Annotated in this window: 20 protein-coding genes; 9 read left to right on the forward strand and 11 right to left on the reverse strand. The window is 67.2% G+C overall.

Annotated elements, in window-relative coordinates; translation table 11 throughout:
• Window positions 1-24: 24 nt before the first annotated feature.
• From AS93_RS0100350 to AS93_RS0100370, 5 genes are all read right to left on the reverse strand, one after another.
• A complete protein-coding gene (locus AS93_RS0100350; RefSeq protein WP_027588720.1) occupies window positions 25-1,863 on the reverse strand; it encodes a Na/Pi symporter in 1,839 nt (612 codons plus the stop codon).
• Window positions 1,864-2,007: 144 nt separating this feature from the next.
• A complete protein-coding gene (locus AS93_RS0100355; protein ID WP_027588721.1) occupies window positions 2,008-2,331 on the reverse strand; it encodes a hypothetical protein in 324 nt (107 codons plus the stop codon).
• Between the two features lie 71 nt (window positions 2,332-2,402).
• Complete coding sequence (locus AS93_RS0100360; protein WP_027588722.1) at window positions 2,403-2,981, reverse strand: lysophospholipid acyltransferase family protein; 579 nt, start codon at window positions 2,979-2,981, stop codon at window positions 2,403-2,405.
• A 47-nt stretch (window positions 2,982-3,028) separates the two neighbouring features.
• A complete protein-coding gene (mutM, locus tag AS93_RS0100365; protein ID WP_027588723.1) occupies window positions 3,029-3,841 on the reverse strand; it encodes a bifunctional DNA-formamidopyrimidine glycosylase/DNA-(apurinic or apyrimidinic site) lyase in 813 nt (270 codons plus the stop codon).
• A gap of 50 nt (window positions 3,842-3,891) precedes the next feature.
• Window positions 3,892-4,770 carry an HDOD domain-containing protein gene (locus tag AS93_RS0100370; RefSeq protein ID WP_027588724.1) on the reverse strand — a complete coding sequence of 293 codons (879 nt, stop codon included), beginning with the start codon at window positions 4,768-4,770 and terminating at the stop codon, window positions 3,892-3,894.
• Window positions 4,771-4,939: 169 nt separating this feature from the next.
• On the opposite strand from AS93_RS0100370, the gene AS93_RS0100375 reads away from it, so the two are divergent.
• The 7 genes from AS93_RS0100375 (at window position 4,940) to AS93_RS0100405 (ending at window position 14,366) form a co-directional block, all read left to right on the forward strand.
• Window positions 4,940-6,136: a class I SAM-dependent rRNA methyltransferase gene (locus AS93_RS0100375; protein WP_027588725.1), complete on the forward strand. Its 1,197-nt coding sequence runs from the start codon at window positions 4,940-4,942 to the stop codon at window positions 6,134-6,136.
• Window positions 6,137-6,257: 121 nt separating this feature from the next.
• Window positions 6,258-7,376, forward strand: a complete 1,119-nt coding sequence (locus AS93_RS0100380; protein WP_027588726.1) for an ABC transporter ATP-binding protein — start codon at window positions 6,258-6,260, stop codon at window positions 7,374-7,376.
• A 38-nt stretch (window positions 7,377-7,414) separates the two neighbouring features.
• Complete coding sequence (locus AS93_RS0100385) at window positions 7,415-8,485, forward strand: ABC transporter substrate-binding protein (RefSeq protein WP_027588727.1); 1,071 nt, start codon at window positions 7,415-7,417, stop codon at window positions 8,483-8,485.
• A 64-nt stretch (window positions 8,486-8,549) separates the two neighbouring features.
• Window positions 8,550-9,782: an ABC transporter permease gene (locus tag AS93_RS0100390; protein WP_027588728.1), complete on the forward strand. Its 1,233-nt coding sequence runs from the start codon at window positions 8,550-8,552 to the stop codon at window positions 9,780-9,782.
• Window positions 9,783-9,785: 3 nt separating this feature from the next.
• Window positions 9,786-10,640: an ABC transporter permease gene (locus tag AS93_RS0100395; RefSeq protein ID WP_027588729.1), complete on the forward strand. Its 855-nt coding sequence runs from the start codon at window positions 9,786-9,788 to the stop codon at window positions 10,638-10,640.
• Window positions 10,641-10,884: 244 nt separating this feature from the next.
• Window positions 10,885-12,723: a dihydroxy-acid dehydratase gene (ilvD, locus tag AS93_RS0100400; RefSeq protein WP_027588730.1), complete on the forward strand. Its 1,839-nt coding sequence runs from the start codon at window positions 10,885-10,887 to the stop codon at window positions 12,721-12,723.
• 170 nt (window positions 12,724-12,893) lie between these two features.
• Window positions 12,894-14,366 carry an MFS transporter gene (locus tag AS93_RS0100405; protein ID WP_027588731.1) on the forward strand — a complete coding sequence of 491 codons (1,473 nt, stop codon included), beginning with the start codon at window positions 12,894-12,896 and terminating at the stop codon, window positions 14,364-14,366.
• 55 nt (window positions 14,367-14,421) lie between these two features.
• Here AS93_RS0100405 and AS93_RS0100410 read toward each other — a convergent pair whose 3' ends face one another.
• The 5 genes from AS93_RS0100410 to AS93_RS0100430 all read right to left on the reverse strand — a co-directional run bounded on the left by AS93_RS0100410 (window position 14,422) and on the right by AS93_RS0100430 (window position 19,033).
• Complete coding sequence (locus AS93_RS0100410) at window positions 14,422-14,673, reverse strand: YfhL family 4Fe-4S dicluster ferredoxin (RefSeq protein WP_008568547.1); 252 nt, start codon at window positions 14,671-14,673, stop codon at window positions 14,422-14,424.
• A gap of 98 nt (window positions 14,674-14,771) precedes the next feature.
• The gene (gene coaD / locus AS93_RS0100415) at window positions 14,772-15,251 is read right to left on the reverse strand and encodes a pantetheine-phosphate adenylyltransferase (RefSeq protein ID WP_027588732.1); all 480 of its coding nucleotides are present in this window, start codon (window positions 15,249-15,251) and stop codon (window positions 14,772-14,774) included.
• A 163-nt stretch (window positions 15,252-15,414) separates the two neighbouring features.
• Window positions 15,415-17,007, reverse strand: a complete 1,593-nt coding sequence (locus AS93_RS0100420; protein WP_027588733.1) for a GMC family oxidoreductase — start codon at window positions 17,005-17,007, stop codon at window positions 15,415-15,417.
• A gap of 37 nt (window positions 17,008-17,044) precedes the next feature.
• Complete coding sequence (locus AS93_RS0100425; RefSeq protein ID WP_027588734.1) at window positions 17,045-17,590, reverse strand: hypothetical protein; 546 nt, start codon at window positions 17,588-17,590, stop codon at window positions 17,045-17,047.
• Between the two features lie 9 nt (window positions 17,591-17,599).
• Entirely contained in the window at window positions 17,600-19,033 is a 1,434-nt protein-coding gene (locus AS93_RS0100430) for a coniferyl aldehyde dehydrogenase (RefSeq protein ID WP_027588735.1), read from the reverse strand.
• Between the two features lie 209 nt (window positions 19,034-19,242).
• Here AS93_RS0100430 and AS93_RS0100435 point away from each other — a divergent pair, with 209 nt between their 5' ends.
• Complete coding sequence (locus AS93_RS0100435) at window positions 19,243-19,884, forward strand: TetR/AcrR family transcriptional regulator (protein WP_027588736.1); 642 nt, start codon at window positions 19,243-19,245, stop codon at window positions 19,882-19,884.
• Between the two features lie 6 nt (window positions 19,885-19,890).
• Here AS93_RS0100435 and AS93_RS18490 read toward each other — a convergent pair whose 3' ends face one another.
• On the reverse strand, window positions 19,891-20,922 hold the full coding sequence (locus AS93_RS18490) for a hydrolase (protein ID WP_051587291.1): 1,032 nt from the start codon (window positions 20,920-20,922) through the stop codon (window positions 19,891-19,893).
• 163 nt (window positions 20,923-21,085) lie between these two features.
• Here AS93_RS18490 and AS93_RS0100445 point away from each other — a divergent pair, with 163 nt between their 5' ends.
• Window positions 21,086-21,490, forward strand: coding sequence for a hypothetical protein (locus AS93_RS0100445; protein WP_027588737.1), 405 nt, complete (start codon window positions 21,086-21,088; stop codon window positions 21,488-21,490).
• Window positions 21,491-21,510 lie beyond the last annotated feature (20 nt).

Raw genomic sequence — 21,510 nt, forward strand, 5'->3', positions numbered from 1 at the left:
TCGCGGCGACGCCCGGCCCGGCGATCAGGATAGCTGGATCAGGGGTTCCTGCTGCTGGCCGAACAGGGCGCGCAACTGGCGGGACAGCTCGTGACCCTCGCTGATCAGCAGGACGTTGCGCAGGCTCTGGATGATGCGGCTGGTGTAGCCGAGGTCGTTCATCAGCGAACTGGTCTGCAGGCCGTCCAGCTCCCCGGAACGGATGCCGGCGAACAGCCGCTGACGGAAGCGGGCGTCGAAGTTCGCCGCGGTGTCGTCGAGCAGACGCAGCCGGGCGTTCCACTGTGCCTCCGGCAGGTTGGAGCGGTTCAGCTCATTCACCTCGCGCAGCGCGTTGAGCAGATGCCGGCGCAGTTCCACATAGGCGCGGCGCATGGCCGAGTCCTCGCGACCCAGGTGACGACCGAGGTTCTTCTGCAGGTGCTTGGCATCCTTGACCGCATCCACCAGCTGCAGGGCGGCGACCTGGCCGGAGATCCAGAAGGCCTGGTGAGGTTCGTCCAGGGGCAGGTCGAGGCGGCCCATGAAGCTCAGCAGGTCGGCATGCACGCCCTTGATGTGCCGTTGGTAGAGGCCGTCGGCATCCAGTCCGTGCAGATCCGGGCGCGCGGCGACCAGTGCTTCGTCTATCTGCGGTCCATAGAGCTGATCGACCGGCAGGTACAGGGCGTGACAGATCACCTCCAGACTCAGGCGTTCGAGGTGCTGCAGCTCCTGAGCCACGGCACTGGCGGCGGCATCCGCGGAGTTCAGCGCGCCCTCCACCAGGTAGCGGGCACGGGTGCGCTCCGGTTCCGCCTGGGCGGACGCCATCTCGGTGATCAACACGCGCGGTTCGGGTAACTCGGGCAGCAGGCGCGCCAGCAGCTCGGCGAACGCCTTTTGCCACGGCCAGAACAGCAGCACGCCCAGCACGTTGAACAGCGTGTGGAACAGCGCCAGCTGGATCAGGCTGTTATTGCCGAGGCCGAGCAGGCCGGTGCCCCAGAGCACCAGCCAGGTCAGCGGCACGAACAGCGTCAGGCTGACCAGGGCGCTGCTGACGTTGAAGATGACGTGGGCCAGGGCCAGGCGCTGACCGCTGCGGTTGCCGCCCAGCATGCCCATGGCGCCGGTGGTCACCGCGCTGCCGACGTTGGAGCCGATGGCGATCGCCAGGCTCTGTTCCAGGCCGACCTGGCCGCCGGCCAGGGCCGCCAGGGTCAGCATCAGGGTGGCGTGGCTGGACTGCAGCACCACGGTGATGGCAATGCCGATGCCGGTGAACAGCAGCGTGCCGAGCAAGCCGCCGCCGCTGTAGGCGGTCAGGTCCATGGCATCGCCGAAGCTGGCGAAGCCGCCCTTGATCTGGTCGATGGCCAGGAAGATGAAGGCGATGCCCAGCAGGATGCGGCCACCGCCCTTGCCGGCCGGGCCGGTGAAGCTGGCCAGCACGCCGAACACCAGCAGCGGCAGGGCCAGCGGCGACAGACTGAGGTTCTGGCCGGCCATGGCCAGCAACCAGATGCCGCTGGTGGCGCCCAGGTTGGCCCCGAAGATCACCGCGATGCCGCCGGCCAGCTGGATCAGGCCGGTACTCAGGAAAGCGATGGTCAGAAGCGACACCAGGGTGCTGGACTGCAGCAGGAAGGTGGCGCCGGTACCGAACAACAGGGCTCGGAAGGGCGTCGAGGTGCTGCGCCCGAGCAGCTGTTCCAGCTTGCCGCCGGCCAGCTCCTGCAGCCCTTCCTCCAGGCACTGCATGCCGAACAGAAACAGGGCCAGGCCAGCGCACAGCTGCAGCCAGCCCGAACTGGACCAGAACGACCAGCCAAGGGCCGCCATGCCCGCCAGGATGAGAAGGGATTTCGAATACTGCTTCACGTCGCCAATCCGCCGAAAAAGGAACGCCCACGAAACGGGCGACGCACAGCCTAGCCGGGAAGTGTCGGGGCGGGAAGCGCCCGGCCAGAGCGGGCGCGTAGGCTTTGGGCTAAGTGCGCTGGGCGGCGGAACGTGCGTGGCTGATCAGTCGCGCTTATAGCCGCTCTCGGTGCAGCCCAGGCAGCGCACGAAGGCGGCCTTGGCCGGCTCGACCACCAGCGCCTGGCCTGCGTCGCCGACATTGCCGCCGAGCAGGGTGAACGGCAGGCTGACGATGAACACCCCGGTGCCGATGACGGTGCCGGCGATCAGCAGCGGCCGGGCGATCAGCAGGTCGCCGATCATCGCGTAGGCCGGTGGGGCATCGGCGTTGTAGAGGGGGTCGCCGCTGGGGTTGGCCTGGGCCGGCAGGCTCAGCAGCCCGGTGGTCAGCGCCAGGGCGGCGGCCAGGGAGCGAAACGGGGTCATGGGGCGGTCCTTCGGCGGGTGATGGGTGCCGCGACTATAGCTCGCTCACCCGTGCGCCAGCGTGACGCCCTTCAATCGCCGTGGAACGCGTACTCGGGTTTTTTCGGCACGTAGGGTTTGAAGAACGCCAGCAGGCTGCGCAGGTCGGCCTTTTCGTCACCGGTAGGCCAGAACGGCGCGCCGATGACGATGCGCTTGTTCACGTAGTCCAGTGCGCCGGGCACCACCGGCACCCCGGCGCCGCGGGCGATATGGTAGAAGCCCGTCTTCCAGCGCTCCACCCGCTTGCGGGTGCCTTCCGGAGACAGGATCAGGATGAACTGGGCGTGCTCGCGAAAGCTCTGCACGGCCTGCTCAACCACGTTGGCCGCCTGGTCGCGGCGGATGGGAATGCCGCCCCAGCGCCGCAGGATGCCGCGGAACGGCCAGCGGAAGATGCTGTGCTTGCCGAACCAGCGCGCGTTGACGCGCAGCACGAACTTGGCGGCGATGAACACCACGAAGTCCCAATTGGAGGTGTGGTGGGCGCCGATCATCACGAACTTGTCGAGCGCCGGTAGTTGGCCTTCGACCCGCCAGCCCATCAGTTTCAGCACGCAGCGGCCCAGTGTTTCGGCGAACGGATTGGGCGGCAGAAAATTACCGGACATCCAACGACCTCGGTTCTTCTTGTCAGGTGGCCATCATAATGCGCGGCTCAGCGCTGGCAACGCCCGCAGTACACGCTGGAACGCTGGCCGAGACGCACCTCGCGCAACGTGCCGCCGCAGACCTTGCAGAACTCTCCGGCACGCCCGTAGACGAACAGCTCCTGCTGGAAGTAGCCGGGTTTGCCGTCACCGCCGACGAAGTCGCGTAGCGTAGTGCCGCCGCACTCGATGGCGATGGCCAGGATGCGCTTGATCTCGGCGGCCAGGCGCTCGTAGCGGGGCCGGGAAATCGTGCCGGCCGGCTTGCGCGGGTCGATGCCGGCGGCGAACAGCGCCTCGCTGGCGTAGATGTTGCCGACGCCGACCACCACCGCGTTGTCCATGATGAACGGCTTCACCGCAATGGTCTTGCCGCGTGACAGCTCGAACAGCCGGGCGCCGTCGAAGGCCTCGGTCAGCGGTTCCGGGCCGAGCTTCTGCAGCAGCACATGCTGCAGCGGTTCAGGACTCCACAGCAGGGCGCCGAAGCGGCGCGGGTCGGTGTAGCGCAGCGCCAGTCCGGACTCCAGCTCGATGTCCACATGCTCGTGGCGACCGGCGGGCAGGCCCTGCTCCACCAGCCGCAGGCTGCCGGACATGCCCAGGTGGACGATCAGCGTGCCGGCCTCGGCCTCGATCAGCAGGTACTTGGCGCGCCGGCCGACCCGCAGGATGCGCTGGCCGGACAGGCGCGCGTCGAGATCCTCGGGAATCGGCCAGCGCAGTCGGCACTCGCGCACCAGCACGCGGCTGACACGCTGACCGAGCAGATGCGCCTCGATGCCGCGGCGGGTGGTTTCGACTTCGGGTAGTTCGGGCATGGCGATACGACTGTGAAAAGCGGGCCGGCAGTGTACCGAGGGTGTACGACTCAGTAGTAGCTGCCGCCGATGCCCGCTTCCTTCACCGCCTCACGCAGGTTGTCGAAGTCGTATTCGCTCAGGCCGACATAGTCGAGCACCAGCGCACTCAGGCTTTCCCACTCGTGATCCACCTCCTGGCGGCCCAGGATGCGGTAGCAGCCACAGATGTGCTCGGCCATCTTGAGGATCGCCAGCAGGTTCTTCAGCTGGGTGTGCCGGGTGGAGTCGTCGGTAAAGATCGAACGGGCGTTGTGATGGTTGGCAATCGCCTCGCAGACTCGCTCCGGCAGCCGCCAGGAACGGGCGATGAAATAGCCGACCACCGAATGGTTGGTGTTGAGCAGGCGGTTCTCTGTGTCTACCACGCGGTTGTCCCCCGACGCGCGGAAATACGCCTCCTCCTGGACCTCGAAGTAATTGGGGAAGCGCTGGAGCATCAGCGGAATGCCGCAGTTGTGGAACAGCCCGAGGGCATAGGCCTCGTCCGACGACTGGAAGCCGATGCGCTTGGCCAGCATCAGGCAGGTCTGCGCGATATCCTGGGCGCTGTCCCAGAAGCCGTTGAGGGCAACGATCTCGTCGTCGTCCAGGGCGCCCTTGATGGCCTGGGCGTTGATCAGGTTGATCACCGTGTTGGTGCCCAGCAGGTTGATGGCGCGCTGGATCGAGCTGATGCGGTTGGACAGGCCGTAGAACGGCGAATTGACCAGCTTCAGCAGGGCGCCGGACAGGCCCGGGTCCTGGCTGATCAGGCGCGCGATGTTGTTGACGTCCGGGTAGGGCTGCATCTGCTCCATCTGCAGATCGACCATGATCTGCGGCTGGGGCGGAACACTGATGCCCTGCAGGATGCCCCGAAGCTGTTCGGTGGAGATTTCAGGCGACATGGCGGCTAGTCCGAAGAGAGATGCGCGGCATTTTATCCTGCCTCGGCGGGGCTGGCGCTCTGATGTTATGTCACTGAATGTCCGGGCATACGGGCCTACGGCACACCGGCGCGCGGCCCGGCATGCAGGGCCTGTATAATGCCCGCCCCCCACCCGGAGCCCGCCCGCCATGTCCCTGCCCAGCCTACGCCTCAAAGCCAATGCCGAACGCCGTCTGCGCGCCGGCCACCTGTGGGTCTACAGCAACGAGGTGGACGTGGCAGCCACGCCGCTGAACGGCTTCCAGCCCGGCGACCAGGCGATCCTGGAAATGGCCAACGGCAAGCCGCTGGGCATCGTCGGTGTCAGCCCGAACAACCTGATCTGCGCGCGCCTGCTGTCGCGCGACACCGGCCACACGCTGGACAAGTCCCTGCTGGTGCACCGCATCCAGGTGGCCCTGAGCCTGCGCGAGCGGCTGTTCGAGCAGCCCTGCTACCGCCTGGTGTACGGCGACTCCGACTTCCTGCCCGGCCTGGTGGTGGATCGCTTCGGCGACCACCTGGTGGTGCAGCTGGCCAGCGCCACCATGGAACGCAACAAGGACGCGGTGATCGAGGCGCTGGTGCAGGTGCTCAAGCCACGCGGCATCCTGTTCAAGAACGACTCCGCCGCCCGTGACGCCGAAGGCCTGGAGCGCTACGTGGACACCGCCTTCGGCGTGGTGCCCGAGTGGGTCGACCTGGAAGAGAACGGCGTGAAGTTCCAGGCGCCGGTGCTGGCCGGACAGAAGACCGGCTGGTTCTACGATCACCGCCTGAACCGTGCCCGCCTGGCCGGCTACGTGAAGGGCAAGCGCGTGCTCGACCTGTTCAGCTACATCGGCGGCTGGGGCGTGCAGGCCGCCGCCTTCGGCGCCAGCGAGGTGTTCTGCGTGGACGCCTCGGCCTTCGCCCTGGACGGCGTGGAACGCAACGCCGCGCTGAACGGCGTGGCCGAAAAGGTCACCTGCGTGGAGGGCGACGTGTTCGCCGCCCTCAAGGAGCTCAAGGCCGCCGAGGAGCGCTTCGACGTGGTGGTCGCCGACCCGCCGGCGTTCATCAAGCGCAAGAAGGACCTGAAGAACGGCGAGGCTGCCTACCGCCGCCTCAACGAGATGGCCATGCGCATGCTCAACAAGGACGGCATCCTGGTCAGCGCCAGCTGCTCCATGCACCTGCCCGAGGACGATCTGCAGAACATCCTGCTGCAGAGCGCCCGCCACCTGGACCGCAACATCCAACTGCTCGAGCGCGGCGCCCAGGGCCCGGACCATCCGGTGCATCCGGCCATCCCGGAAACCCGCTACATCAAGAGCCTGACCTGCCGGATCCTGCCCAACGCCTGATCCACCCTGTCGCTGCGCCTCGGAGCGAGCCCGAGGCGCGCCGGCGTCGCTGGTCTAGTCTTAGCCGGAAACGGACCGCTGCCGGCACGGCTTGCCGGCAGCCTGAGGGCGATGACGGATCATGGCGAGCCACGGCGCGGATACGGCGTTCCTGACCTTCTCCAACGTGAAGAAGACTTACGACCAGCAGACGCTGGTGGTGAAGGACTTCAGCCTGGAGGTGGCGCGCGGCGAATTCATCACCCTGCTCGGCCCTTCCGGCTCCGGCAAGACCACCTGCCTGATGATGCTTGCCGGCTTCGAGGACGTGACCAGCGGCGAGATCCTCATCAACGGCCGCAACATCACCAGCATCCCGCCCTACCGTCGCAATATCGGCATGGTCTTCCAGCAGTACGCGCTGTTCCCGCACATGACCCTCCGCGAGAACCTCGCCTACCCGCTCAAGTTGCGCAAACGGCCGGCCGCCGAGATCCGCGCGCGGGTCGACGAATACCTGGCGCTGGTCGAGCTGCAGGGATTCGCCGGGCGCTATCCGGCGCAGCTCTCCGGGGGACAGCGGCAGCGCGTGGCGCTGGCGCGTGCGCTGATCTTCGCCCCGGACATCGTCCTGATGGACGAACCGCTGGGCGCCCTGGACAAGAAGCTGCGCGAGCAGATGCAGTTCGAGATCAAGCGTCTACACGCGCAGCTGGAGTTCACGGTGATCTACGTGACCCACGACCAGACCGAGGCGCTGACCATGAGCGACCGCATCGCCGTGTTCAACGAGGGCGTGGTACAGCAGTGCGCGCCCCCCAACGTCCTCTACGAGCGGCCGGCCAACCTGTTCGTCGCCGACTTCATCGGCGAGAGCAACAAGCTTGGCGGGGTCATCGAGGCGGTCGAAGCCGACAGCGTCAGCGTGCGCCTGGACGACGGCACGCGGGTGCGCACCCTGAAGGCCAATCGCACCACGCCGGGAGCCGCCACCACCGTTTCGGTACGCCCCGAGAAGCTCACCTTCACTGACCGCCTGGGCGCCGTCGGCAACCGCATCCAGGCCCGCTTCGTCGATCGCCATTACGTAGGCGAATTCATCCGCTACCACTTCACCACCGCCGGCGGCACGCCGCTGGTGGTCAAGAGCCTGAACGACGGCTCGGCACCGCACCTGCGCGCACGGGAAGAGGTCACCCTGGCCTGGCTGCCGGAAGACAGCCAGGCGCTGGACCGACCGGCAGTCGCCACGACGCCCTGACTACCCCCACACGGCCTCCCGGCCAAGGAGTCACCGCAATGGCTAGACCACCGAAACACCTGCCCCATCTGCTCCTGGCCGTGGCGCTCGCCGCCGGCAGCGGCGCCGCACTCGCCCAGGAATCGCTCACCGTGGTGTCCTGGGGCGGCGCCTACGGCGCGGCGCAGAAGAAGCACGTCATCGACCCGTACCAGAAGGAGACCGGCGTGCGCGTGCTGTTCGAGGACTACACGGGCGGCGTGGCCGAGATCAAGGCGCAGGTCGAGTCCGGCAACATCCAGTGGGATGTGGTCGACTTCGAGGTCATCGACCTGGAGCGCGCCTGCTCCGAGGGCCTGCTGGAGGACATTCCGCGCGACATCCTGCCGCCCGGCGTCGATGGCACGCCGGCCGCCCAGGATTTCATCCCCGAGGCTTTGGCCAGCGAATGCGCGGTCGGCAACATTGTCTGGTCGGTGGTGTTCGCCTACAACGAGCGCACCATCGGCGGCGCCAAGCCGGCCAGCCTGGAGGATTTCTTCGACACCGCGAAGATTCCCGGCAAGCGCGCGCTGCGCAAGCGCCCGCAGGTCAACCTGGAGTGGGCGCTGATGGCCGACGGCGTGGCGCCCGAGGATGTTTACGAGGTGCTGGCGACCGCCGAGGGCCAGCAGCGCGCCTTCGACAAGCTGAACAGCATCCGCAACGATCTGGTGTGGTTCGACTCCTGGTCGCAGGCGCCGCAACTGCTCAACGACGGCGGCGCGGTGCTGGTGCAGTCGGCCAACGGGCGCTTCTACGACGCCATCCGCCAGGAGAACAAGCCGTTCGTGATCGTCTGGGACGGCCATGTCTACGACCTGGACGCCTGGGCCATCGTCAAGGGCTCGCCGAAGAAGGAACTGGCGCTGAAGTTCATCGCCTATGCCACCGGCTCCAAGCCGCTGGCCGGCATGCCCGACGTGGCGTACGGCCCGACCCGCAAATCCTCCATGCCACTGGCCGACCAGAGCGCCACCCCGCACCTGCCGACCGCGCACCTGGACCAGGGCATCCAGGCCGGCTCCGAGTTCTGGGCCGACTACGGCGAATCGCTGGGCGAGAAGTTCAACGAGTGGTTGTTGCGCTGAACCGTGCCGGCCTCGCCGCCCGCGGCGGGGCCAGGGAGACGCCATGCCCAGTCGTAGCGCGCTACTGCATGCCCTGACCGCCGGCGAAGCCCGCCAGGCCGCCGTCGTGCGCCGCCGCAAGCGGCTGCTGGCGCTGGCCTTCGTGCTGCCGCTGCTGCTGTTCATCCTGCTCAGCTTCGTGGTGCCCATCGGCAGCATGCTGTGGCGCAGCCTGTACCACCCGGCGGTGGCGGAGATGATTCCGCACACCCTGGTCGAACTGCGCCAGTGGGATGGCCAGGGCCTGCCCGGCGAGCCGGCGTTGCAACGGTTCGTCGAGGAGTTGTACGCGCTGAACCGCGAGCGCCAGTCCGGGCGCCTGGCCGAGGAGTTCAACCGCGCCTATGCCGGCATGTCCAGCGTGGTGAAGAGCACCGCGCGGCGCCTCGGCCGGCTGGATGAGCCGGCGCTGGCCACGGAGGGCGTGGCCACGCTGCTGGACAGCCACGCCAACTGGCGCAAGCCGGAACTGTGGCGGGCCATCGAGCGGGCCGGCCGCGTCTACACCTATGACTACTACCTGACCGCGCTGGACCTGGAAGTGGACGCCGAACAGGGCCTGCGGGTCCGTCAGGACACGCAGATCTACCTGCAGCTGTACGCCAAGACCCTCAAGCTGGCGCTGGTCATCACCCTGCTCTGCGCGCTGCTCGGCTACCCGCTGGCCTACTACCTGGCGAGCCTGCCCGAGCACCGCGCCAACCTGCTGCTGGTCCTGGTGCTGCTGCCGTTCTGGACCTCGCTGCTGGTGCGCACCACCGCCTGGATCGCGTTGCTGCAGACCAATGGGGTGATCAACACGCTGCTGACCGGCAGCGGGCTGCTCGACCAGCCTCTGGAAATGCTCTACACCTCGTTCGCCACCGTGGTGGCCATGACCCACATCCTGCTGCCGTTCATGATCCTGCCGCTGTACAGCGTGATGCGCGGCATCGACCCCAGCTACCTGCGCGCCGCCCTGTCGCTGGGCGCCCGGCCGTTGCCGGCGTTCGCACGCATCTACTTCCCGATGACCCTGCCGGGGCTGAGCGCCGGCACGCTGCTGGTGTTCATCATCTCGGTGGGCTACTACATCACCCCGGCACTGGTCGGTGGCACCGACGGGCAGATGATCAGCAACATCATCGCCTTCCACATGCAGCGCTCGAACAACTGGGAGCTGGCCGCCGCGCTGGGCTCGCTGCTGCTGGCGCTGATCCTGCTGCTCTACTGGCTGTACGACCGCCTGGTCGGCGCCGGCAACATACGACTGGGGTAGCGCATGGCGAGCACACCCGCGTACTACGGTTTCTGGCATCACCTGGGGCGTCTGCTGCTGAGACTCGGCGCCTGGCTGGTGCTGCTGTTCCTGATCCTGCCGATCCTGGTGATCGTGCCGCTGTCGTTCAACGTCGAGCCGTTCTTCAGCTTCACCGAAGGCATGCTCACCCTGCAGCCGGAGGCCTACTCGCTGCGCTGGTACGAGCAGGTGTTCAGCGATCCGCGCTGGCGTCTGGCGATCAGGAACAGCTTCATCATCGGCCTCTTCGCCACGGCGTTGGCCACCGTGCTGGGTACCTGTGCGGCGCTCGGCTTGGCGCGTGCCGACATGCCGATGCGCCGGCTGATCACTGCCCTGCTGCTCTCGCCGATGATAGTGCCGCTGATCATCACCGCCGCCGGCATGTTCTTCTTCTATTCCAGCCTGGGCCTGGCCGGCACCCACCTGGGGGTGATCCTTGCGCATGCCGCGCTGGGCACGCCGTTCGTGGTGATCACCGTGACCGCCGCGCTGACCGGCTTCGACTACAGCCTGGCGCGCGCTGCGCTGGGCCTGGGTGCCACGCCGTGGCGCATGTTCTTCGACATCATCGTGCCGCTGATCCGGCCCGGAGTGATCAGCGGCGCGCTGTTCGCCTTCATCACCTCGTTCGATGAGGTGGTGGTCATCCTGTTCCTCGCCGGGCCGCAGCAGCGCACCATTCCGCGGCAGATGTTCTCGGGGCTGCGCGAGCAGATCAATCCGAGCATTCTGGCCATCGCCACCCTGCTGATCCTGTTCTCCATCGCCCTGCTGGTGACCATAGAGCTGCTGCGCCGGCGCGCCGCGCGCCTGCGCCTGGCCCCCGCCGACTGACCGGGCGGCGCTCAGTGGCTTCCGCCCGCGCGGTGCATGGGCTTAGAATCCCGGGCATCCTGTCCATCCAGGCGGACCCGTGAGCCCGCGTGGCCCGGTCGGCGGCGATCCCGCTCGACCACCAGGCCCCCCGTCCTCGGCAACTCGTCACCGTTGATTGCCCTTCGGCGCCTGTCGCGCTCACCTTACGCAGAACAATGCGGCCAGCCGTGCCGCGCCGATTAGCCTTCAGCAGGACCCCGTCATGCCCGATTACCGCTCGAAAACCTCCACCCACGGCCGCAACATGGCCGGCGCCCGCGCCCTGTGGCGCGCCACCGGGATGAAGGACGAAGACTTCAAGAAGCCGATCATCGCCATCGCCAACTCCTTCACCCAGTTCGTGCCCGGCCACGTGCACCTGAAGGACCTGGGCCAGCTGGTCGCCCGCGAGATCGAGAAGGCCGGCGGCGTGGCCAAGGAATTCAACACCATCGCCGTGGACGACGGCATCGCCATGGGCCACGACGGCATGCTGTATTCGCTGCCCAGCCGCGAGATCATCGCCGACTCCGTGGAATACATGGTCAACGCCCACTGCGCCGACGCGCTGGTATGCATCTCCAACTGCGACAAGATCACCCCCGGCATGCTGATGGCCGCCCTGCGCCTGAACATTCCGGTGGTGTTTGTCTCCGGCGGCCCGATGGAAGCCGGCAAGACCAAGCTGTCCGCCCACGGCCTGGACCTGGTGGACGCCATGGTGGTCGCCGCCGACAGCTCCTGCTCCGACGAGAAGGTCGCCGAGTACGAGCGCAGCGCCTGCCCCACCTGCGGCAGTTGCTCGGGTATGTTCACCGCCAACTCCATGAACTGCCTGGCCGAAGCCCTGGGCCTGGCCCTGCCGGGCAACGGCTCCACCCTGGCCACCCACGCCGACCGCGAGCAGCTGTTCCTGCGCGCCGGCCGCCTGATCGTCGAGCTGTGCCAGCGCTACTACGGCGAGGGTGACGAATCGGCCCTGCCGCGCTCGATCGCCAACTTCAAGGCCTTCGAGAACGCCATGACCCTGGACATCGCCATGGGCGGTTCCACCAACACCATCCTGCACCTGCTGGCCGCCGCCCAGGAGGCGGATGTAGCGTTCGACCTGCGCGACATCGACCGTCTGTCCCGCCGTGTGCCGCAGCTGTGCAAGGTGGCGCCGAACATCCAGAAGTACCACATGGAAGACGTGCACCGCGCCGGCGGCATCTTCTCCATCCTCGGCGAGCTGGCCCGTGGCGGCCTGCTGCACACCGACGTGCCGACCGTGCACAGCAAGACCATGGCCGAGGGCATCGCCCAGTGGGACATCACCCAGACCAGTGACCCGGCCGTGCACGAGTTCTTCAAGGCCGGTCCGGCCGGCATCCCGACCCAGACCGCGTTCAGCCAGAACACCCGCTGGCCGAGCCTCGACCTGGACCGCGCCGAAGGCTGCATCCGCTCCGTGGCGCACGCCTATTCCACCGAAGGTGGCCTGGCCGTGCTGTACGGCAACATCGCCCTGGACGGCTGCGTGGTGAAGACCGCCGGCGTGGACGAATCCATCCACGTGTTCGAAGGCACCGCCAAGGTGTTCGAAAGCCAGGATGCCGCCGTGAAGGGCATCCTCGGCGACGAAGTGAAGGCCGGCGACGTCGTGATCATCCGCTACGAAGGCCCGAAGGGCGGCCCGGGCATGCAGGAAATGCTCTACCCGACCAGCTACCTGAAATCCAAGGGCCTGGGCAAGGACTGCGCCCTGCTCACCGACGGCCGCTTCTCCGGCGGCACCTCGGGCCTGTCCATCGGCCACGCCTCGCCGGAAGCCGCGTCCGGCGGCGCCATCGGCCTGATTAAGGACGGCGACAAGATCCTCATCGACATCCCGCAGCGCAGCATCAACCTGCTGGTGTCCGATGACGAGCTGGCTGCCCGCCGCGCCGAGCAGGACAAGAAGGGCTGGAAGCCCGCCCAACCGCGCGCCCGCAAGGTGAGCACGGCGCTCAAGGCCTATGCCCTGCTGGCCACCAGCGCGGACAAGGGCGCGGTGCGCGACAAGGCGTTGCTGGACGGCTGATAGCCAGCCCGTAAGGCGCTTCAGAGAAAGCCCGGCGTTTGCCGGGCTTTCTTCTTTCTGGTCCGGTTGCTGCCCTTGTGGTAGCGCAGGGCTGTCCCCGAAAATCGCTTTGCGACGAATCGGCAGGCTTCGTTCCGCCAGGCTTTGCGCACTATCAAAAGGAACTCGGCATGGGCGGATCCCGCCGCTGGCTCACCCTCGTCATCGTTTCCGCCGCCCTGTTCCTGGTGGTGATCGACATGACGGTGCTGTACACCGCGCTGCCCAGCCTGGCGCAGGCTCTGCAGACCACCGCCTCGGAAAAACTGTGGATCCTGAATGCCTATTCGCTGGGCATGGCCGGGCTGATGCCGGTGTTCGGCGCGCTGGGTGACCGCCTGGGGCAACGGCGGGTGTTCGTGTTCGGCATGCTGGCGTTTGGCGCGGCGTCCCTGCTGGCGGCGTTCGCACCGTCGGCGCAGGTGCTGATCCTGGCGCGGGCGCTGCTGGCGATTGGCGGCGCGGCGATGATTCCCGCCACCGTGGCGCTGATTCGTCTGACCTTCCACGATCCCAAGGAGCAGGCGCTGGCCATTGGCATCTGGGGCTCGATTGCCTCGGGCGGCGCGGCGGTGGGGCCGCTGCTCGGGGGCTTTCTGCTGGAACACTTCTGGTGGGGCTCGGTATTCCTGATCAACGTGCCGGTGATTGCCGTGGCAGTGACCAGTACGCTGCTGCTGGTGCCGGCCTACCCGGGTCAATCGAGCCAGCCGATCGATGGGCTCAGTTGTGTGCAGAGCACGGTCGGCATGGTGGCGCTGGCCTTCGGCATGAAGGAATTTGCCCAGCCCGAACCCAGTCTGGCGCTGGCGGCGGGCGCACTGGGCCTTGGGGTCCTGGGCCTGACGGTGTTCGTGCGCCGCCAGTTGCGGCTGCCCTTCCCGCTGGTAGACCTGCGCATCCTGGGGACGCCGCAGATCGCCACCGGCATTCTGGTGGCGCTGGTCGCGTCATTGACGCTCATCGGCTTCGAGCTGGCGCTCAGTCAGCGGCTGCAACTGGTGCTGGAAAAAAGCCCGCTGGCTGCGGGCGCGTTCGTGTTGCCGGTTTCGCTGGGTTCGTTTATCGCCGGTCCGCTGGCGGGCTTCGTTATTGGCCGCATCGGTGTGCTGCGGGTGCTGCTGGCCGGGTTGTTGATGACCGTCCTGGGGCTGGCGAGCCATGTGCTGCTGCGGGACGGCGCGGTCGGCCTGCAGATCATCGCGCTGGCGCTATGTGGCGTTGGCGTCGGCTCCAGCCTGACGGCATCCGGCTCGCTGGTCATCAGCCATGTCAGCGCCGAACGGGCCGGCATGGCTGGCTCGTTAGAGGGTGTGGCCTTTGAGTTCGGTGGTGCACTGGGCGTGACGCTGTTTGGCTCGCTGATGACCGGCGTCTATCTGGCCGTGCTGCGGGGCAGCGACTATGCCGTTGCCGCTGGCAGCAGCCTGGATGAGGCGCATCTGGCCGCACAGGGAATGGCGCAGGGGCAAGCCATGCTGGCGTTCGCCAAGCAAGCGCTCGAAACCGGGTTCAATGCGGTCAGCCTGGCTGCGGCGGCGGGATTGCTGATGCTGACGCTGTGGATTTCGCTGCGGCGCAAGCGCATCGTCAGCGAGGGTTGACTCATCAGCAACAAAAAGCCCGCCATCAGGCGGGCTTTGGTGTCCCGTGCCAGGCTCAGGCCTTGCCGGTGATGATCAGGTACTTCTGCATCAGCTCGTCCTTGCTCTCGACGTTGTTTTCGTCGAGCGGGATGCAGTCCACCGGGCACACCTGCTGACACTGGGGTTCGTCGTAGTGGCCGACGCATTCGGTGCACAGGTTGGGGTCGATGACGTAGATCTCCTCGCCCTGGGAGATGGCGCCGTTGGGGCATTCGGGTTCGCAGACGTCGCAGTTGATGCAGTCGTCGGTGATTTTCAGGGACATGCTACAGCTCCCGTCACGGCGCCCAGCCGTGACTACGTGACCAGTTTGCGGCGAATTGTGCCGGATTGGCGCGCGGTGCGCAGCACCGGCGCCGGGTATCAGCCCTTGAAGCGCTGGGCCAGCGCCTCGGCCACCGCCGGGTGGACGAAATTGCTGATGTCGCCGCCAAGGCAGGCGATCTCGCGCACCAGGGTCGAGGAAATATAGGAGTACTTCTCCGACGGGGTGAGGAACATGCTCTCCACGTCGGGCACCAGTTGGCGATTCATGTTGGCCAGCTGGAATTCGTACTCGAAGTCGGACACCGCGCGCAGGCCGCGCAGCAGCACGTTGGCCTGCTGTTCGCGGACGAAGTGCGCCAGCAGGGTGGAGAAGCCCACCACCTGCACGTTCGGCAGGTGCTTGGTGACTTCCTTGGCCAGCTCTACCCGTTGCTCCAGGGAGAACAGCGGGTTCTTCTTCGGGCTGGCGGCGACCGCGACGATCACCTGTTCGAACAGCCGCGAGGCGCGTTCGATGAGATCGCCATGGCCTCGAGTAATGGGGTCGAAAGTGCCCGGGTAAAGCACACGGTTCATCGCGACGTCCTGCTGGGTTGAGAAGCGCGGATGGTAACGCAGGGGATTTGTCCCGCAAAGCGCCGGATGCGCCGCGTTGCCGTGAGTCTGTGTGCGAAAAAGCGGGGTTTTCGGTGCGCCGCGCGGCCCCACAGGGGAAGTCGAGCCGAGCGGCGTTCCGTAATCAGGCGCCCAGCCGTTCCACCAGCGCGGCGCTGAGCTTGGCGGTCAGGGCGTAGATGGACAGCTGCGGGTTGGCGCCGATGCTGGTGGGGAACAGCGAGCCGTCGTGAATCGACAGGTTCTCCAGCTGATGGTGGCGACCGAGGCTGTCCACCACCGCCTGGCGGGGGTCCTCGCCCATGGCGCAGCCGCCCATGACGTGGGCGCAGCCCAGGCGGGTGCGGTATTTCTCCAGGCGCAGTCCATCGATCAGCGTGCGCGCCTCGCCGAGGCTGCTGACGTAACCGGCGTCGGCATGTAGCGGCAACACCGCCTTGGCGCCGGCGGCGAACTGGATCTCCGCCATGTGATGGAAGGCGCGACGCAGACCATCCCACGTGTAATCGGTGATGCGGTAGTCGAGTACCGGCGTGTCGTCGCCGCGCAGCTCGACGGTACCTTCGGCGCTGTTCGGGTGGAAGCCGTCGCGCATCAGCGCCAGCATCATGTTGGTGTGTGGCAGTTGCTCCATGCGCAGAGCGTTGTCTACGCCGAAGCGGCCGAGCAGTGTGCTGGCCAGCGCCGGGTGCAGCGGCGGCACTTCCAGCTTGTAGGACATGCGGCCGCTGACGCCGTCCTGCCACTGGAAGTGATCTGAATACACCGATTGCGGCGCGCCGTAGAAGGGGTTGATGACCTGCTCGAACTGTGCCGCCGAGAAGTTCACCAGATGCAGGAAGGTGCGCTTGCCGGTGCGCTGGTACGGATCCGGCGCGGCGGAGCGCATGAGCAGCCCGGGGGTGTTGATGCCGCCGCCGGCCAGCAGGTAATGACGCGCCTTGATCAGGACGCGCCGGCCGCTGGGTTCGACGCAGCGTGCGTCCATGCCTTGGCATTCCAGGCCGACCACCCGGTCGCCGTCGATCAGCAGACGCTGGGCGCGCGCCATGTAGAGCAGCTCGCCGCCCTGTTCCAGCGTCGCCGGCAGGGTGGTGACCAGCATCGACTGCTTGGCGTTCACCGGGCAGCCCATGCCGCAGTAGCCGAGATTCCAGCAGCCCTTAACGTTGCGCGGGATCACCGCCCAGTGGTAGCCGAGCTTCTCGCAACCGGCGCGCAGCACATCGTTGTTGGCGTTCGGCGGCATGGCCCAGGGTTGCACGCCCAGGCGTTGTTCCATGCGCTCGAACCAGGGGGCCATTTCCGCCGCGCTCAGACCACGTACGCCATGTTCGCGGGCCCAGTGTTCCAGGGTCGGCTCGGGGGTGCGGAAGCTGGAGGTCCAGTTGATCAGCGTGGTGCCGCCCACCGCGCGGCCCTGCAGGATGGTCACGGCGCCGTCCTTGCTCATGCGGCCGATGCCTTCCTGGTAGAGCGCCGGATAGGCCTCGCTTTCCTGCATGCGGAAGTCGGTGCTGGTCTTCAGCGGGCCTTCCTCGACGATCAGCACCTTCAAACCGGCGGCGCTGAGGATTTCCGCGCTGGTGCCGCCGCCGGCCCCGCTGCCGACGATCACGACATCGGTTTCCAGGGTCAGGTCGTTTTCCAGACGCGAGCCGTCGTGGGTTTTCCAGCCGCGGGCAATCCCGTCGGCGAACAGATCGGGTACAGGCATGGCAGAGGCGCCCTCGTGTTCTTGTTATGGCCGGGATTCAGACGGTCGGCGGGCCGGGGTAGCCGCAACGCGCCCAGGATTCCGGGCGCGCGTACCAGGCCATCATCACCAACTGCAGCAGCGAGGCATGACCCATGCGCAGCAACGCCAGCGAACTGTTTTCCCAGCGGGCGAGAAAGTTGCGGACCGCCTCGGGGCTGGCCGTTTCCCAGCCGCCCCAGATGCCGGTCAGCGGCCCCCGGGTGACCGGCAGTGCCAGCACGTCAAGCATCTGTCGGGTGAGCTTGAGCATTTCCGGCGACAGGTGGGCGAGCTGATGATCCAGCCCCTGAACGGTGGCGGCCGAGGCGTCCGCCAGGCGGGGCAGCTCCACGGCGCCTTCCAGCATCACCGGCACCAGGGCGGCGAGGACCGGCAGGTCGGCGGGGCGCAGCGCCTGGTAGCCCTCGGCAGGTGCGCTGGCGAAACGATCCACCAGCGCGACGGTGACGCCGGCGGTGGCCAGCACGGCGCTGCCGAGCAGGCCGATCTTGAGCAGGCTGCGGCGGCCGATGACAGGTGCGGTCAGGGTGGTCATGGTCAATCCTCCGGCTCAGCGGATGAATAGCCGGTAGACCAGCTTCTGCAGCAGCTTGCCGTACGGCGGGTAGATCAGCCGGGCGGCGTTGAAGCGTTGCTTGCTGAACACCGTGCGCGCGGTGCTGAAGGTCAGGAAGCCCTCGCGGCCATGGTAGTGGCCCATGCCGGAGGCGCCGACGCCGCCGAATGGCGCGTCGTCCTGGGCCACGTGCAACAGGGTGTCGTTCAGGCACACGCCACCCGAGCGGGTGTTCTCCAGTACGCGCTGCTGCTCGGCCTTGTCGTAGCCGAAGTAGTAGAGCGCCAGCGGGCGCGGGCGGTCGTTGATGTAGTCCAGCGCCTGGTCGAGGCTGCGGTAGGGCAGCACCGGCAGCAGCGGGCCGAAGATCTCCTCCTGCATCACCTGCATGTCATCGCGGGTGTCAAGCAGCAGGCAGTGCGGCAGGCGGCGGGCCTGGTGCTCGGCGAACAGCGGCACGCGACGGGCCCCCTGGGCTTCGGCGTCGCTCAGGTAGCCCTCCAGGCGGCGCAGCTGGCGCTCATTGATGATCGAGGTGTAGTCGGGGTTGTCCGCCAGGCGCGGGAAAAACCGCTGCACTGCTTCGCGGTAGCAGGTAACGAACTCCTCCACCCGCGATTCGGGCACCAGCACATAGTCGGGCGCGATGCAGGTCTGCCCGGCGTTCAGGGTCTTGCCCCAGGCGATGCGCTCGGCGGCGTGCTTCATCGGCACGTCAGTGGAGACGATTGCTGGCGACTTGCCGCCCAGCTCCAGGGTCACCGGGGTGAGGTTCTCCGCGGCGGCGCGCATCACGTGCTTGCCGACGCTGGTGGCGCCGGTGAACAGCAGGTGGTCGAACGGCAGCCTGGAGAAGGCGACGCCGACATCCACCTCGCCGGTGACCACCGCCACCAGGTCCTCGGGGAAGATGCGCGCCAGCAGCTCCTTGAGCAGTTGGGAGAAGACCGGAGTGGACTCGCTCATCTTGATCATCACCCGGTTGCCGGCGGCCAGCGCGCCGGTGAGCGGGCCGATGGCCAGGAACAGCGGGTAGTTCCACGGCACGATGACGCCGACCACGCCCAGCGGCTGGTAGAGCACCCGGGTGGCGGCCGGCTGGAAGGGCAGCCCGACACTGCGTTTGGACGGCTTCATCCAGCCCTTGAGGTGCTTGCTGGCGTAATGGATGCCCAGCACGCTGGGCATGATCTCCGCCATGCGGGTTTCATCGGCGCTGCGGTTGCCGAAGTCCTGGCTGATGGCGGCGATGATTGCTTCCTGCTCGTCCACGAGCAGCCGGCGCAGGGCGTTGAGCCAGGCGCGGCGCTGTTCGGCGCTGGGGTTGGGATCGGCGAGGAAGGCGCTGCGCTGGCGAGCCAGCAGACCCTCCAGCGAGGCTTGGGTCGAGGCAGCGGCGTCCGCGGCAAAGGCCAGATCGGCAGGCATGGCACGTCTCCTTGTTATGTGGCGGCCGGCAGGCGCGCCTGTGTATGCCTGGTTTAGAGTAAATGCTCTAGACTGTCAATTCAGCATGCCAAGCCCTGTGATGGATCACAGCCCAACGAAAAGCTGGCCGTCGGCGTTCGGCTGCCGTTCGCAACCCGACGGGTGCGGACGGTGTAACGTAGCCCGACCGCTTTGCTACCGAGTCCGCCATGTCACCAGCCCTCAGCACCCGCGAGCGCATCGTCCAGGCCAGCCTGGAGCTGTTCAACAGCCAGGGCGAGCGCAGCGTTACCACCAATCACATCGCCGCCCATCTCGGCATTTCGCCGGGCAATCTGTATTACCACTACCGCAACAAGCAGGCGATCATCGCCGAGCTGTTCGCCGCCTATGAGCAGGAGGTGCGGACCTTCCTGCATGTGCCCGCCGGGCGCGGGCTGACCCTGGACGACAAGGCCGGCTACCTGCAGGCGCTGCTGGATGCCATGTGGCGCTACCGCTTCCTGCACCGCGACCTGGAACACCTGCTGGACAGTGACGCGCAGCTGGCCGAGCGCTACCGGACGTTCGCCGCGCAGAGCCTGGAACACGCCCGGCACGTCTATCAGGGCTTCGTCGATGCCGGCATCCTGTGCATGACCGCGCGCCAGGTGGACGCGCTTGCCCTCAACGCCTGGATTCTGTCGACGTCCTGGGTGCGTTACCTGTGCACCACGGCGTCGGCGGCCAGCCTGGATGAAGCCGAGCTGCGGCGCGGGCTCTATCAGCTGCTTGCCCTGGAAGAAGGCTACCTGAGCGACGGGTTTCGCGAGGCGGTGCAGGCTTACATGGAGCGGCTGCTGGCCGCCTGAGCAGGGTCAGGCAGGTCGCTCGCTGGCGCTGGGCAGGCGTTCGGGTGCCTGCGCGCGCCCATGCACTTCGCCCAGCCAGGCGGGAATGCGCCGCTCCAGGTAGTAGTCGGGCTGGCGGGGCGTGCCTTCGATGAAACCGACATGCCCGCCCTGGCGGCTGAGCTCGAAGCGTGTGGTGAGGGACAGCTCCCCGGCCTCCGGCAGGCTGTGGCGAAACACGAAAGGATCGTCCTCCGCCTGGATCAGCAGCGTGGGCACGCGGATACCGCCCAGGTAGTAACGGCTGGAGGCACGGCGGTAGTAGTCGGCGGCGTCGGCGAAGCCATGCAGCGGCGCGGTCACCCGGCCGTCGAAGTCCCAGAAGGTGCGCAGCTGCGTGAGGGGTCCGAGTGCCTCCAGGCACCGCAGATGTTCCTGCAGGCCCTGTTCGCGGAAGTGTTGCTGCTTGGTCTGCACATAGGCACGCATGGCCTGCATGAAGTGGCGCTGGTACACGCGTGAAAAGCCCAGGGCGATGCGGTCCGCGCACTGGTCGAGGCGGTATGGCACCGACACCGCCACCGCGCCTTGCAGTGGGCAGTCGCTGCCGCTTTCGCCCAGGTACTTGAGCAACACGTTGCCGCCCAACGAATAGCCGGCCGCGTAAAGCGGAGCCAGCGGCCGTTGCGCGCGCAGGTGGGCGACAACCTCGGCCAGGTCGTCACTGGCGCCGGAGTGATAGGCGCGCGGCAGGCTGTTCGGCTCGCCGGAACAGCCCCGCCAGTTCAGCGCGACGCTCGCCCAGCCTTGCTCCGCCAGGCGCTGCTGCAAGCCGAGCACATACAGCGAGGACGACGACCCGGTCAGTCCGTGCAGCACCAGCACCAACGGTGCCCGGGCATCGTGGGGGCCGTGCCAGTCCAGATCGAGGAAGTCGCCATCCGCCAGCCACAGCCGCTCGCGCTGGCGCGCCAGTTGCGGTGGTGTACGAAAGAACGGCGACCAGAGGGTCTGCAGATGCGGGCCAGGTAGCCACCAGGCGGGACGGAACGGGTGCATGTCGGAATCTTGAATCGTTCGTGCTCGGAAGTTCAGCGTAGAAGCGCAGCGGAGTGAGGGGAAGCGCGGTTGTCGGCGCGGCGGTCTATGTCTTTGGAGAGATGGGGACGGTCGGGGCCGGATGCTAGAGTCTCGCTGCCCGCTTCCAAAGAGAATTTCCTGCATGAATATCGTCGAATTTGCCGATCTGCTGCGCGCCGCCGAGCAGCAGGCACAGCCGCAACGTCTGCTGATGGTGTTCGTCAGTGCGGAGCTGCCCGCCGATGCCACGGCCGAGGAGCGTCGCCGTTTCGAGGCCGGCGCGGGGGGCAACCTGCGCCCGGTGCTCTGTGTGGACAAGTTGCCCGCCGAGCTGACCGACTTCCCCGCCTTGCGCGACGAGGCCGCTCGCACCGGCATCGGCTGGGACCTGGTGTTGGTCGCCGGCCTTTCCGGGCGCGGTGGCGTCGCGCCCTCCAGCGACGCGGCCGAGCAGCCGCTCAAGCAGATGGTGGCCGCCATTGAGAGCGGCAGCATTGGCCAATTCCTGGGGTTTGATCGGGATGGGCAGGTGGTGGCGTTCTACTGAGCCCTTGGGGCGGCATAGGC

This window comes from Pseudomonas sp. RL (assembly GCF_000647775.1).
Taxonomy (GTDB): Bacteria; Pseudomonadota; Gammaproteobacteria; order Pseudomonadales; family Pseudomonadaceae; genus Serpens; species Serpens flexibilis.